This window comes from Caulobacter sp. GW821-FHT11E11 (assembly GCF_058808315.1).
In genome coordinates this window covers 211,016-223,027 of sequence record NZ_JBXARO010000002.1, presented here as the reverse complement: position 1 = coordinate 223,027, position 12,012 = coordinate 211,016, and the positions used below count along the sequence as shown (strand labels likewise).

At 66.5% G+C, this 12,012-nt stretch carries 15 protein-coding genes and 2 pseudogenes; 9 read left to right on the top strand and 8 right to left on the bottom strand.

Going from position 1 to position 12,012, the window contains the following annotated elements; genetic code table 11:
- Positions 1-3 precede the first annotated feature (3 nt).
- From AC1RR5_RS05145 to AC1RR5_RS05125, 5 genes and pseudogenes are all read left to right on the top strand, one after another.
- Positions 4-1,260: a DNA polymerase IV gene (locus AC1RR5_RS05145; RefSeq protein ID WP_492920020.1), complete on the top strand. Its 1,257-nt coding sequence runs from the start codon at positions 4-6 to the stop codon at positions 1,258-1,260.
- A gap of 151 nt (positions 1,261-1,411) precedes the next feature.
- A pseudogene (locus AC1RR5_RS05140) lies at positions 1,412-1,552 on the top strand (hypothetical protein); the annotation flags it as partial.
- Positions 1,553-1,578: 26 nt separating this feature from the next.
- Complete coding sequence (clpS, locus tag AC1RR5_RS05135) at positions 1,579-1,908, top strand: ATP-dependent Clp protease adapter ClpS (RefSeq protein ID WP_099576690.1); 330 nt, start codon at positions 1,579-1,581, stop codon at positions 1,906-1,908.
- 12 nt (positions 1,909-1,920) lie between these two features.
- Positions 1,921-4,254, top strand: a complete 2,334-nt coding sequence (gene clpA, locus AC1RR5_RS05130) for an ATP-dependent Clp protease ATP-binding subunit ClpA (protein WP_492920019.1) — start codon at positions 1,921-1,923, stop codon at positions 4,252-4,254.
- A 135-nt stretch (positions 4,255-4,389) separates the two neighbouring features.
- A pseudogene (locus AC1RR5_RS05125) lies at positions 4,390-4,512 on the top strand (hypothetical protein); the annotation flags it as partial.
- Here AC1RR5_RS05125 and AC1RR5_RS05120 read toward each other — a convergent pair.
- The 4 genes from AC1RR5_RS05120 to AC1RR5_RS05105 form a co-directional block, all read right to left on the bottom strand.
- Positions 4,509-4,955 carry a BLUF domain-containing protein gene (locus AC1RR5_RS05120; protein WP_492920018.1) on the bottom strand — a complete coding sequence of 149 codons (447 nt, stop codon included), beginning with the start codon at positions 4,953-4,955 and terminating at the stop codon, positions 4,509-4,511. The pseudogene AC1RR5_RS05125 and the gene AC1RR5_RS05120 sit on opposite strands and share 4 nt — an antisense overlap.
- Positions 4,956-5,047: 92 nt before the next feature.
- The gene (locus AC1RR5_RS05115; protein WP_492920017.1) at positions 5,048-5,368 is read right to left on the bottom strand and encodes a hypothetical protein; all 321 of its coding nucleotides are present in this window, start codon (positions 5,366-5,368) and stop codon (positions 5,048-5,050) included.
- A 3-nt stretch (positions 5,369-5,371) separates the two neighbouring features.
- Positions 5,372-5,659 carry a hotdog family protein gene (locus tag AC1RR5_RS05110; protein ID WP_492920016.1) on the bottom strand — a complete coding sequence of 96 codons (288 nt, stop codon included), beginning with the start codon at positions 5,657-5,659 and terminating at the stop codon, positions 5,372-5,374.
- Between the two features lie 62 nt (positions 5,660-5,721).
- Positions 5,722-6,156, bottom strand: a complete 435-nt coding sequence (locus AC1RR5_RS05105; RefSeq protein ID WP_492920015.1) for an HIT family protein — start codon at positions 6,154-6,156, stop codon at positions 5,722-5,724.
- 51 nt (positions 6,157-6,207) lie between these two features.
- Between AC1RR5_RS05105 and AC1RR5_RS05100 the strand changes: the two genes are divergently transcribed.
- The 4 genes from AC1RR5_RS05100 (at position 6,208) to AC1RR5_RS05085 (ending at position 8,894) form a co-directional block, all read left to right on the top strand.
- On the top strand, positions 6,208-7,284 hold the full coding sequence (locus AC1RR5_RS05100; RefSeq protein ID WP_492920014.1) for an alpha/beta hydrolase: 1,077 nt from the start codon (positions 6,208-6,210) through the stop codon (positions 7,282-7,284).
- Positions 7,281-7,856 carry a DUF4287 domain-containing protein gene (locus tag AC1RR5_RS05095; RefSeq protein WP_492920013.1) on the top strand — a complete coding sequence of 192 codons (576 nt, stop codon included), beginning with the start codon at positions 7,281-7,283 and terminating at the stop codon, positions 7,854-7,856. Before AC1RR5_RS05100 ends, AC1RR5_RS05095 begins: the two co-directional genes overlap by 4 nt.
- A gap of 66 nt (positions 7,857-7,922) precedes the next feature.
- A complete protein-coding gene (locus AC1RR5_RS05090) occupies positions 7,923-8,345 on the top strand; it encodes a hypothetical protein (protein ID WP_492920012.1) in 423 nt (140 codons plus the stop codon).
- A gap of 63 nt (positions 8,346-8,408) precedes the next feature.
- A complete protein-coding gene (locus AC1RR5_RS05085) occupies positions 8,409-8,894 on the top strand; it encodes a pyridoxamine 5'-phosphate oxidase family protein (protein ID WP_492920011.1) in 486 nt (161 codons plus the stop codon).
- Here the strand turns inward: AC1RR5_RS05085 and AC1RR5_RS05080 are convergent.
- From AC1RR5_RS05080 to AC1RR5_RS05065, 4 genes are all read right to left on the bottom strand, one after another.
- Positions 8,891-10,105: a GNAT family N-acetyltransferase gene (locus AC1RR5_RS05080; protein WP_492920010.1), complete on the bottom strand. Its 1,215-nt coding sequence runs from the start codon at positions 10,103-10,105 to the stop codon at positions 8,891-8,893. The genes AC1RR5_RS05085 and AC1RR5_RS05080 overlap by 4 nt on opposite strands.
- Positions 10,069-10,842 (bottom strand): glycerophosphodiester phosphodiesterase, encoded by a 774-nt coding sequence (locus AC1RR5_RS05075; protein WP_492920009.1) that lies wholly within the window; start codon positions 10,840-10,842, stop codon positions 10,069-10,071. The genes AC1RR5_RS05080 and AC1RR5_RS05075 overlap by 37 nt, the downstream gene beginning before the upstream one ends.
- Positions 10,842-11,303, bottom strand: coding sequence for a RidA family protein (locus AC1RR5_RS05070; RefSeq protein ID WP_492920008.1), 462 nt, complete (start codon positions 11,301-11,303; stop codon positions 10,842-10,844). Before AC1RR5_RS05070 ends, AC1RR5_RS05075 begins: the two co-directional genes overlap by 1 nt.
- A gap of 117 nt (positions 11,304-11,420) precedes the next feature.
- Positions 11,421-11,855 carry a phasin family protein gene (locus AC1RR5_RS05065; RefSeq protein ID WP_492920007.1) on the bottom strand — a complete coding sequence of 145 codons (435 nt, stop codon included), beginning with the start codon at positions 11,853-11,855 and terminating at the stop codon, positions 11,421-11,423.
- Positions 11,856-12,012: the final 157 nt, after the last annotated feature.

Below are 12,012 nucleotides of genomic sequence, written 5' to 3'. Positions count from 1 at the left end.
CATATGAAGTCCCTGTGCCGCGACTGCGGGTGGACGGGCGAGGCCAAGGCTTCGCGCTGTCCGTCCTGCGCCTCGCCGCGCACGATCTTCCATGAGGAGCTGGGGACCCTCTCGATCGCCCACCTGGACTGCGACGCCTTCTACGCCTCGGTCGAGAAACGCGACGATCCGAGCCTGCGCGACAAGCCGGTGATCGTCGGCGGCGGCAAGCGCGGGGTGGTCACCACCGCCTGCTACATCGCCCGCATGAGCGGCCCCCGCTCGGCCATGCCGATGTACAAGGCGCTGAAATTGTGCCCGCAGGCCGTGGTCATCAAGCCCAACTTCGCCAAGTACAAGGAAGAGAGCCGGCGGATCCACGAGAAGCTCGACAAGCTCACGCCGCTGATCCAGCCGCTGTCGCTGGACGAGGCCTGGATCGACCTGACCGGCACCGAGCGCCTGCACGGCGCGACGCCCGCCGCCATGCTGGCCAGGCTGCAGGCCGAGATCGAGCGCGACATCGGCCTGACCGTCTCGATCGGCCTGGCCCCCAACAAGTTCCTGGCCAAGATCGCCTCGGAACTGGACAAGCCGCGTGGCTTCTCGGCCATCGGCGCGGCCGAGGCCCAGAGCTTCCTGGCGAGCAAGCCGGTCAGTATCCTGCCGGGCGTCGGGCCGGCCACCGTCGCGTCCCTGGCCGAGATCGGGCTGAAGACGGTCGGCGACATCGCCGCGGCGGACCTGAAGCTGCTGGCCAAGCAACTGGGTTCCGGCGGCCTGCGCCTGCATCGCCTGGCCCACGGCCAGGACAGCCGGATGGTCGATCCCGACCAGGCCCGCAAGACAATCAGCGCCGAAACCACCTTCAACGACGATCTGCACAAACGCGAGGCGCTGGAGGACGAGCTCTGGCCGCTCTGCGAAAAGGTCGCCAAGCAGGCCCGCAAGGAAGGCGTCGCCGGCCGCGTGGCGACGCTGAAGCTGCGCACCCCCGACTTTAAGATCCACACCCGTCGCCGCACCCTGGCCGTGCCGACCCAGACGGCCCGCACCCTGTTCCAGGTGGCGCGCGAACTGCTGGCGGCCGAGAAACCGGGCCTGTCCTACCGCCTGATCGGCGCGGGCCTGACAGAGTTCGTCGACGCCGAGACCGCCGGCTCGGACATGTTCGCCGACGACGAGCGCCGCACCTTGAAGAACGAGACAGCGATCGACGCCCTGCGCGGCAAGTTCGGGGCGGCCGCCGTGGTCAGCGGACGAGCGCTGAAGGGCCGCTAGCCGAGTCGCGCTGCTTCCCCCTTGCGCGACCGATAGTCGCTAACCATTTGGGCCTCTCCCCCCGAACAGATCGATCGCGATCGATCTGTTCGTCCTCTAAAGTCAGAGCATGGCGGGCGCCGAAACCGCTCACACTTTCGGCTGCCATGCTCTGGAACCGTTCGTTGGCGGTCTTCGCTCTCCCAAATGTGAAGCCGAATTCCTGGGCGTCCCTGTGCTAAAGCGGCGCAGGCGCGTGTCAGGCTCTTCCAATGCCGCCGCGTTTCCATATCTAATTCAGGCAGGCGGGTGATTTGCTCGCCAGGAGAGAACAAGTCGATGGCCGAGCGGAAGCAAGGCGGACAAGGTAACGGCGCTGGGTCGTCGGTCGTCACGGAAGTGAAGCCGAAGACGCAAAAGCCGTCGCTTTATCGAGTTCTGATTCTCAACGACGACTACACTCCGATGGAGTTCGTGGTCTACGTTCTCGAACGGTTCTTCAACAAGTCGCGTGAAGACGCTACCCGTATCATGCTGCACGTTCACCAGAACGGCGTCGGTGTCTGCGGTGTCTACACATACGAAGTCGCAGAAACCAAGGTCGCCCAGGTCATAGACTCGGCGCGACGCCATCAGCACCCATTACAGTGCACCATGGAAAAGGACTGAGGAGCCTCCCCGTTGCCCTCTTTTTCGCGCCCCCTGGAAGAGTCCCTGCATCGCGCCGTCGCGTACGCCAATCAGCGTAAGCACGAGTACGCCACGCTGGAGCATCTTCTGCTTTCCCTCACCGATGACGAGGACGCCGCCGGCGTAATGCGGGCGTGCGATGTTGATCTCGCCGCGCTGAAGAAGAGCCTCTCGAACTATCTCGATGTCGAGCTGTCCTCGCTGGTCGTGGACGACGACGAGGACGCCAAGCCGACCGCAGGCTTCCAGCGCGTGATCCAGCGCGCGGTGATCCACGTCCAGTCGTCCGGCCGTGAAGAAGTGACCGGCGCCAATGTGCTGGTCGCCATCTTCTCCGAACGCGAGAGCCACGCCGCCTACTTCCTGCAAGAGCAGGACATGACGCGGTACGACGCGGTCAACTTCATCGCCCACGGCATCGCCAAGAAGGCCGGCGCCTCGGAAGCCAAGAGCGTCAAGGGCGCCAGCGCCGGCTCTAACCAGACCGAGGAAGACGGCGAGAAGCCCAACACCAAGACGGGCGGCGAGGCTCTGGAAGCCTATTGCGTCGACCTCAACGAAAAGGCCCGCCAGGGCAAGGTCGACCCGCTGATCGGCCGCGCGAACGAAGTGGAACGCGCGATCCAGATCCTGTGCCGTCGCACCAAGAACAACCCGCTGCTCGTGGGTGATCCCGGCGTCGGCAAGACCGCCATCGCCGAGGGCCTGGCCCGCAAGATCATCACCAACCAGGTCCCTGAAGTCCTGGCCGGCGCCACCATCTACTCGCTCGACATGGGCGCGCTGCTGGCCGGCACCCGCTATCGCGGCGACTTCGAGGAACGCGTCAAGCAGGTGGTCAAGGAACTCGAGAACCACCCCAACGCGGTGCTGTTCATCGACGAGATCCACACCGTGATCGGCGCCGGCGCGACCAGCGGCGGGGCGATGGATGCGTCGAACCTGCTGAAGCCCGCCCTGGCCTCGGGCAGCCTGCGCTGCATGGGTTCGACCACCTACAAGGAGTTCCGCCAGCACTTCGAGAAGGATCGGGCTCTGGTCCGTCGCTTCCAGAAGATCGACGTGAACGAACCGTCGGTGGAAGACACCATCAAGATCCTCAAGGGCCTGAAGACCTACTACGAGGACTTCCACAAGTTGAAGTACACGGCCGACGCCCTGAAGGTCGCGGTCGAGCTGTCGGCCAAGTACATCACCGACCGCAAGCTGCCCGACAAGGCGATCGACGTGATCGACGAAGCGGGCGCTGGCCAGATGCTGCTGCCGGAAGGCCGTCGCAAGAAGGTCCTGGGCGTCAAGGAGATCGAGGCCGTCGTGGCCAAGATCGCCCGCATCCCGCCGAAGTCGGTTTCGAAGTCGGACACCGAGGCGCTGAAGGAGCTGGAAACGGACCTGAAGCGCGCCGTGTTCGGTCAGGACGACGCGATCATGCAGCTGTCCTCGGCCATGAAGCTGGCCCGCGCCGGTCTTCGCGACGCGGACAAGCCGATCGGCTCGTTCCTGTTCAGCGGCCCCACCGGCGTCGGCAAGACCGAAGCCGCCAAGCAGCTGGCCTCGACGCTGGGCATCGAGATGATCCGCTTCGACATGTCGGAGTACATGGAGCGCCATACCGTGAGCCGCCTGATCGGCGCTCCTCCCGGCTATGTCGGCTTCGACCAGGGCGGCCAGCTGACCGACGCCGTCGACCAGCACCCGCACGCCGTGGTCCTGCTCGACGAAATCGAGAAGGCCCACCAGGACGTCTACAACATCCTGCTGCAGGTCATGGATCACGGGGTCCTCACCGACTCCAACGGCAAGAAGGTCGATTTCCGCAACGTGGTCCTGATCATGACCACCAATGCGGGCGCCTCTGACGCCCAACGCCAGTCCATCGGCTTTGGTCGCGACAAGGTGGTCGGCGAGGAAGAGGCCGCCCTCAAGCGTCTGTTCACGCCGGAATTCCGCAACCGCCTCGACGCGGTCGTGGCCTTCAAGCCGCTGACGCCGGAGATCATCCGCCAGGTCGTGCAGAAGTTCGTCATGCAGATGGAGGCCCAGCTGGCCGACCGGAACGTGACGATCTCGCTGAGCGACGACGCGGCCGACTGGCTGGCCAAGAACGGGTTCGACGAACTGTACGGCGCCCGCCCGCTGGGTCGCGTCATCCAGGAGCACATCAAGAAGCCCCTGGCCGACGACATCCTGTTCGGACGCCTGGTTCGCGGCGGCCACGTCAAGGTGGTGCTCGAGAACGGCAAGATCGCCTTCGAGATCGAGAGCACCCCCGATCCGAAAGCCAGCAAGACGACCGACGAGGCCGAACCGGCGATGGCCGAGTAGGCTTGAAGTCACAGACCTAGCGAAGGGCCCGGAGCGATCCGGGCCCTTTTCGTTTCAGCTGTCGTGAAGATTGTGGACATCACAAGAACAACGATTGGCGCGTGGTTCTGGCCGCTATTGCCTTCGACACGCTCGGCGCTGATGGAAAGCCTTCGCGCCGATCTCAGCGAGAAGATCCGCCTTCAAGGTTGGGCGATCCTGAGCGGTGTGGCGGTGCTGATGACCATCTCCACCGCCCTGATCAAACTGACGCCCTAACCGCCTCGCAGGTGTCGCTCGCCGGCGCGTAGCAGCAGGCGTTCGGCGCGTTCCGCGTCCAGGCCGGTGGGATTGAAGACTTCCAGCCCGACCTCCGACAGCAAAGCCTGATCTGCCACGCCCAGGCGGTGCTGACCCATGTTCCAGTCGCGGAACTTGCGGCGCTCGGCGGAACCATCGGCGATCGTGATGAGGTCGGCGTGGCGCTTGTCCTGCGCGATCCGCGCGTAGGTCTCCTCGACTGCCGTCGCCGGCCCCTCCAGCCACTGCAGGAAGAGGCGCTCGCCCGCCAGCAGGAAGCCGGTCACGTCGACCAGGCGATTGTTCTGGATCGAGGCGTTGACGATCGTCCGCACCAGCTCGCCGAAGTCCCCGTCGCCGGTGAAGCGGCTGGCGTAGATCAGGCGGCGCAGGCCTTTGCGGCCTTCCTCGAATTCAAGCATGGGGTCCCGGTCCGGCGCGATCGTCGGTTACCGCTAACGCGCTAGCCCGAAACGGGCTCCGCACCCTAGCCCAGGCGGTCCCGATCCGGGTTTCAGCGCTCGCGCGCCTTTCGCAGCAGCACGACTTCGCGCCAGATGCGCGCCAGGAACTCGACCATGGCGGCCGTGCCGAAGAAGGTCAGGGAATAGCCGAAAGCGCCCAGCCAGGCTGCCACCGTGTCCAGCGGGATGCTCGTCCAGTAGCCGGCCGGAGCGACCTTCGCGATCGCCGTGACGACATTGATGACGTCGCCCAGCAGATGGATGACCCCGGCCAGGACGATCAGCCTGGTGATCGGATGCCAGCCGCCCGACGCGGCCAGCAGCCGACCGGAGCTATCGGCGAGGCGATCGGAGGGCGAAGGGTCTGACATCGTCTATCGTTCCGTCGGCGCGAGGTTGCGGCGTTTCAGGTCGGCCAGGATCCGTGAGAGGATTTCGATGACAAAGGCCATCCCCAACGCCTCGAGGGCGTAGGCGATCATCTGCAGGGGCGGCGCGACCATCCAGCCCCAGAGACCGATCTGCGTGGTCATGGACACATCGAACGGCCGGGCGTCGCTCCCCTGGAGCGTCTTGACCAGGGCGATCAGCCACGCCGCGTCGCTGCCCACGATCAGCAAGGCGGACAGTAACATCAGTTGGGTGATCGGATGCAGACGCAAGACAGCCCCTCGACGCGCTCAACCTAACGTCGCTCGCCGAGGGACAGCAATGGAAACTTCGCCTAGAGCGCCGCCGAAATCCGCGTCGCCAGGGCCTTCAGTTCCTCGACATCGGCCATGCCGCCTTCGCCGTGACGACCCAGGGCCGCGCCCTCGTAGCGGGGGATGACGTGGAAATGCAGGTGGAAGATCGTCTGGCCGGCCGGGGCGCCGTTGAACTGGGTGACGACCACGCCATCGGGCTTCAGGGCGGCGACCACCGCGCGGGTCAGCTTCTGGGTCGCGGCGGCCAGGTCCGCCAGCACGTCGGCCTCGACCTCCAGCAGGTTACGCGCCTGGCTGACCTTGGAGATCACCAGGGCGTGGCCGCGCGACTGCGGGAAGACGTCCATGAAGGCCAGGACCTTGTCGTCCTCGAACACCTTCACGCAGGGGATCTCGCCCCGGATGATCTTGGCGAAGATGTTGCCGGTGTCGTAGCGTCCGTCGAGGCTCATGACCGTCTCCCTTTGACGGGACGGTGGTAGCAAACGGGAGGCGCAGCGCAAATGTCGACGAGACCGGATTGGTCCCGCCGCGCCGTCTTGGCGGCCGCCCCGGCGCTGCTGGCGACCGCCGCCCGCGCCGACGGCGTGACCCGCGCCGAACTGTTCACCATCACCGACGACGGCGTTCGCATCCATGTGCGAGAGGTCGCTCCGCGCGCCCCGCGTGGCGCGCCGCTGATCCTGGTCCACGGGGCCCGCGCGCCCGGGATCGCCTCGTTCGATCTGGCCGTCCCCGGCGGATCGCTGGCGGCGGATCTGGCGATGAAGCTGAACCGCCGCGTCTACCTGCCCGACGCGCGCGGCTATGGCGGCTCGCAGCGTCCGCCGGCCATGGACCTGCCACCCGAAAAGAGCCGTCCCCTCGCCCGCGCCCACGAGGTCGTCCGCGACCTCGACGCCGTCGTGAAGCTGGCCGCCAAGCGCAACGGTGGGCGGCGCCCCGCCATGCTCGGCTGGGCCACCGGCGGCCTGTGGGCTAGCTGGCATGCCGCGCTGAAGCCCGAGACCGTGTCGGGCCTCGTCACCCTGAACGCCCTCTATGGCGGCTCGGATGTCCACCCGATGCTGGGTCCCGGCTCGAACTTCGCCCAGCCCGGCCAGCCCCGTCGTTTCGATCCGGCGACCGGCGGTTACGCCCTCTATGCCGGGACCTCGCTGCTGGACCGCTGGAACAGCAACATCCCCGTAGCCGACAAGGACGCCTGGCGCGATCCCGCCGTCGCCACCGCGCTGGCCCAGGCCGCCCTGGCCAGCGATCCCCGATCGGCCGTCGGCAACCCATCCCGCTTCCGCGCGCCGCTGGGGGCGCTGGAGGACAGCTTCCACCAGGCCTGTGGGCGACGGCTCTATGACGCCGGCTCGATCACCGCGCCGGTGCTGCTGATCCGCTCGGGCAGCGACTTCTGGAGTCGCTCGGCCGATGTCGCCGCATTCGCCGCCGACGCCGAGCGCAGCGCCCGGGTCACTACGGTCGAGATCCCGGACGCCACCCACTTCGTCCACCTGGACCGGCCCGAGCGCGGCCGCGAGCGCCTGCTGGCCGAGCTGACCGCCTTCTTCCAAGGACTACCCGCATGAGCAGCCAAGGCCTCACCGAGCAGCAGCAGAAGTGGTTCGCCTCCGTCCGCGCCAACCTGGAGCGCGAGACCGGCAAGACGCTGGAGCAATGGGTCGAGATCGTGCGCGCCGAGTGCAAGGAGACCAAGCCCAAGGCCCGCAACGACTGGCTAAAGGCCACCTACGGCATCGGCCAGAACCGCGCCGCCACGATCTTTGGCGTCGCCTTTCCGTCGGAAATGGGCTGGGACGACGCCGACGGCCTGCGCGCGGCACTGTGGACCGACCCGGCCTCCACCGCGATCCTGGAGGCGGTCGAGGCGGCCGTCGCCGCTTTCCCGGGACTGGTGACCGGCCAGCGCAAGGCGGTGACCGCCTGGTCCCACAAGGCGCAGTTCGCGGCCCTGAAGCCGGTCAAGGGCGGCAAGGCGATGCTGGGGCTAGCCGTGACGCCCGACGCGTCCTCCCGCCTGCTGGAGCCCAAGAACGAGGCCTGGTCCGAACGCCTGAAGGCCAAGCTGCCCCTCGCCTCGCCTGCCGAGGTCGACGACGAGGTCAAGGCGCTGCTGAAGGCGGCTTGGGAGCGGTCCTAAAAGTCAGCCCGCCGTGTCGGTTTCGGGCGAGCGCGATCGTCTTCATGGAAAAGGGAGACCCTTGGCATGAGCGTACGCGAACAGATCGACCGATATATCGACGATCAATCTCCGACCAAGCGTCAGGAATTGCGGGATTTGCACCAGCGTTTCCTGGCGATTTCGCCTGACGCCCAGCTCTGGTTCCTGGATGGCAGGAACGAAGAGGGCAAGATCGTCACCAATCCGAACATCGGCTACGGAGCCGAAACGCTCAGCTATGCCGCCGGCGACTCCAGGGCATTCTACAAGGTCGGCCTGAGCGCCAACATGTCCGGGCTTTCGGTCTATGTCATGGGCCTCACGGACAAGACATTCCTGGCCCAGACCTATGGTGGACGGCTCGGGAAAGCCAACATCACGGGCTATTGCATCCGGTTAAGGTCCTTGAAGGACGTGGATCTCGGCGTGCTCGAAGAGGTCGTCGCGGACGCCCTGAAACCGGCCTAAGCTGCGCCCTAGGAACGCCCCTCCCCGGCCCCCCGTTGGTCTCCGCGAAACAAGGAGACCACGATGTCCAACGAAGCCGATCTGGCCGAGAAGTTCTGGAAAGCCCTCAAGTCGGACCGCACCGTGATGCTGGGCCTGCCTGACGTCGAACGTGGCCGCGCCCAGCCGATGACCGCCCAGATCGAGGACGACTCCGGTCCGATCTGGATCTTCACGTCGTCGGAGACCGACCTCGTCCAGTCGCTGAGCAGCCAGGGCCGCGAGGCCTTCATCCACTTCGCCGACAAGGGCCACCACCTGTTCGCGGCGGTCGACGGGTCCCTGCGGATCGACACCGACCGCGAGACGATCGATCGCCTTTGGAATCCCTTCGTCGCCGCCTGGTTCGAAGGCAAGGACGATCCCAAGATCCGCCTGCTGTGCTTCGAGCCCGGCAACGCCCAGATCTGGCTGAACGAACACAGCCTGTTCGCCGGCGTGAAGATGATGCTCGGGGTCGATCCGAAGACCGACTACAAGGACAAGGTCGCCGAGGTGCGGCTGGGCTAGCCGCCGCCGCGGCGCGGATCCGGGGTATGGCGGAAGGGTGAATACTCTTCCGTCAGCATCTCGATGTCGGCGTCGACCGCCTCGCGTTCGCGTTCGAGGTAGCGCGCCACCGGTTCGCGCAGGGCTGTGTCAGCGATCCAGTGGGCCGAATAGACGGCGCTGGGCAGATAGCCGCGGGCGATCTTGTGCTGGCCCTGCGCCCCGGCCTCGACACGCGGCAGGCCCAGCCGGATCGCGTGCGCGATGGCCTGATAGTAGCAGAGCTCGAAGTGCAGGAACGGCACGTCCTCGCTGCAGCCCCAGTGGCGGCCATAGAGGCAGTCCCGGCCTAGCAGGTTCAGCGCCCCGGCGATCCAATCCCCACCAGGACGACGCGCCAGGATCAGCAGCACCTTGTCGGCCATCCGCTCCTGCAGCAGCGAGAAGAAACGCCGGTTCAGATACGGCCGGCCCCACTTACGGCTGCCGGTGTCCATGTAGAAGCCGAAGAATGCGTCCCAGTGCTCTTCGGCCAGCTCGTCGCCGGTCAAGGCGACGATCTCGAGACCGTCCTGGGCGTCGCGGCGTTCGCGGCGGATGGTCTTGCGGCGGTTGGCCGACAAGGCCGCCAGGAAGTCGTCGAAGGTCGCGTAGTCGCGGTTTTCCCAGTGGAACTGCTGGTCCTGGCGCAGCAGCATGCCGCGCTCGCCCATCCAGGCCCACTCTTCCTCGACCGGGAAGGTCACGTGCAGCGACGAGGCTCCCATGCGTTCGCACAGGGTCAGGGCTCCGCCGAGCAAGGCGTTGCGGCCCTCGTCGGGATCGACATCCGGCCGCACGATCAGCCGCGAACCCGTGACCGGCGAGAACGGCGAGGAGCACTGGAGCTTGGGATAATACCGCCCGCCGGCCCGCTCATAGGCGTCGGCCCAGGCGTGGTCGAAGACGTATTCGCCCTGGCTGTGGGACTTCAGATAGAGCGGCATGACGCCGGCGACGACGTCATTGTCGTCCAGGACCGACAGGTGCTGCGGCGCCCAGCCGGTGCGGGGACCGACACAGCCGCTCTCCTCCAGGATCGACAGGAAGTCGTAGCTGACGAAGGGATCGCCCGTCGGCGCGGCGCAGGCGTCCCAGGCGTCCTTGCCGATCTCGGCGATGTCGCGATGGACGCGAACCGCCGACTGGACAGAACTCACGCCGTGAAGCCCTCGAAGATCAGATTGTCGCAATGGTCGCGCACGCCTTCCCACTGGTCGGGCGACCGGACCGTCCAGGCGATCACGGGCATGCCCCTGCCGCGATATAGGTCGGCGCGCGGGCTGGGCAACATGTCCAGGCCCAGGGCCAGGAAATCAGGGCGGGCGATCTCGACCTGCTCCAGCGCCGCCAGCGACTTGCGCATTTCAGGGGCAAGCTTGCGGGCGCCCTCGTCGTTCCAGCTGTAGCTGTCCAGGCCGCGCAGGATCTGCGGGTGATGGTCGGCGAACCAGGCGTGCGAATAGGGGTTGAAGCCGATCACGGCGGTCGGGCCGTTGTGGTCGACCAGCACCTCGGTGACCCGCTTCTCCAGTGGCCCTACGTCCCCGAACGGCGTCTTCAGCTCGATGAAGACCATGGCGCGATGGCCGATCATGGTCAGCGTATCGGCCAAGGTTGGGATGGTCTCGTCCGTGCCCTTCAGGGCCATGGCCCCGAGCTCGGCGGCGGTGTGATCGCGCAAGCGGCCTTCCTGGCCGGTCATGCGCTCCAGGCGGTCGTCATGGAAGACCACGGCCTCGCCGTCGGCGGTCAGTTGAACGTCCAGCTCGATGCCGTAGCCGCCGGCGCAAGCAGCTTGAAAGGCGGCCAGGCTGTTCTCCGGCGCGCCGTCGGGGGTCCAGAGGCCGCGATGGGCCACCGGCGGATCGAACAGGCGCTCCCACGCCTCGCCGAAGACATCGGTCGAGGGGCGTTCGCGCGAGCGCATCAGGCGATCTCCACCACCGCATCGACCTCGACCGCGAAGCCGAGGGGCAGCTTGTAGACGCCCACGGCCGAGCGGGCGTGGCGGCCGGCGTCGCCCAGGGCCTCGACCATCAGGTCCGAGCAACCGTTGATGACCTTGGGGATGTCGATGAAGTCGGGACCGGCCTGGACGAAGCCGCCCAGCTTCACGACGCGGACCACGCGGTCCAGGTCGCCGTCGCAGGCGGCCTTCATCTGGGCCAGCAGGTTGATCCCGCAGATGCGGGCGGCCTTCTGGGCCGTCTCCAGGTCGACGTCGACGCCGACCGTGCCCTTGATGCCGCCATCGGCCGCGATCGAGATCTGGCCGGAGATGGTCACGAGGTTGCCGGAGCGGACGTAGGGCACGTAGTTGGCCACCGGCGCCACCGGCTGGGGCAGCGCGATCCCGATCGCCTTCAGACGTTCCTCGACCTTCGACATGCACGCGCTCCACTCGGAAATTCAGTGGGGCCATGCTTAACGCGGCAGCTCAAGGCGCAAAAGAAAAAAGCCCGGACCGTGAGGCCCGGGCTTTCCGATCTTGTATCGAAGCGGCGCTTAGCGAGCGGCTTGGAACTTCTCAACGGCGGCGGTGGTGCGCTCGTTCAGCGGCTTCACCGAGTCCTTGATCGAGGCCGAGACGATCTCCGAAGCGCGGCTGACGTGCGCGATGTAGGCTTCCAGAGCCGACTTGGCCCAGGCGGTCTGCAGCTCGACGGCTTCCTGGACGCTCTTGGCCGAGGCCAGCGACTTGGCGGCGGCGACTTGGTCTTCGGCGGCCTTCTTGCCGTAGGCGAAGGTCTGGGCGCCCAGGGCTTCAGCGCCCTTGGTGGCGGCGGTCACCGAAGCGACGACGGCTTCCAGGTTCTTCTTCGAGTGGGTGTTGGCTTCGGCCAGAGCGGCCAGCGACTTCTCGACGCCGTCCTTGAACGCTTGGTTCGAGGCGGTGGCGTATTGTTCGACGGTGTTCTTGACGGTTTCGGCGGCGGCCATGGGAGTCTCCTGGGGAGGAAAAATCGAGCGGGGCGAATGGGACGAGCTGCAACTCGCCCATCTGCGCTTGGAACACCGCGGTTCTCTCATGTTGCAGTGCAGCAGTCAATGATTTTGTGCAGCGCACCATGACGCAGGGTCAACCGCCTCGAAGCTG

What these genes read in the sequence shown, in the direction of transcription:
- AC1RR5_RS05145 (WP_492920020.1), top strand. Translation starts at nt 4, where the DNA reads ATGAAGTCCCTGTGCCGCGACTGCGGGTGGACGGGCGAGGCCAAGGCT.
- AC1RR5_RS05095 (WP_492920013.1), top strand. Translation starts at nt 7,281, where the DNA reads ATGAGCAGCCAAGGCCTCACCGAGCAGCAGCAGAAGTGGTTCGCCTCC.
- AC1RR5_RS05065 (WP_492920007.1), bottom strand. Translation starts at nt 11,855, where the DNA reads ATGGCCGCCGCCGAAACCGTCAAGAACACCGTCGAACAATACGCCACC.
- AC1RR5_RS05100 (WP_492920014.1), top strand. Translation starts at nt 6,208, where the DNA reads ATGTCGACGAGACCGGATTGGTCCCGCCGCGCCGTCTTGGCGGCCGCC.
- clpS (WP_099576690.1), top strand. Translation starts at nt 1,579, where the DNA reads ATGGCCGAGCGGAAGCAAGGCGGACAAGGTAACGGCGCTGGGTCGTCG.
- AC1RR5_RS05085 (WP_492920011.1), top strand. Translation starts at nt 8,409, where the DNA reads ATGTCCAACGAAGCCGATCTGGCCGAGAAGTTCTGGAAAGCCCTCAAG.
- AC1RR5_RS05070 (WP_492920008.1), bottom strand. Translation starts at nt 11,303, where the DNA reads ATGTCGAAGGTCGAGGAACGTCTGAAGGCGATCGGGATCGCGCTGCCC.
- AC1RR5_RS05105 (WP_492920015.1), bottom strand. Translation starts at nt 6,156, where the DNA reads ATGAGCCTCGACGGACGCTACGACACCGGCAACATCTTCGCCAAGATC.
- AC1RR5_RS05120 (WP_492920018.1), bottom strand. Translation starts at nt 4,955, where the DNA reads ATGCTTGAATTCGAGGAAGGCCGCAAAGGCCTGCGCCGCCTGATCTAC.
- AC1RR5_RS05090 (WP_492920012.1), top strand. Translation starts at nt 7,923, where the DNA reads ATGAGCGTACGCGAACAGATCGACCGATATATCGACGATCAATCTCCG.
- AC1RR5_RS05115 (WP_492920017.1), bottom strand. Translation starts at nt 5,368, where the DNA reads ATGTCAGACCCTTCGCCCTCCGATCGCCTCGCCGATAGCTCCGGTCGG.
- AC1RR5_RS05075 (WP_492920009.1), bottom strand. Translation starts at nt 10,842, where the DNA reads ATGCGCTCGCGCGAACGCCCCTCGACCGATGTCTTCGGCGAGGCGTGG.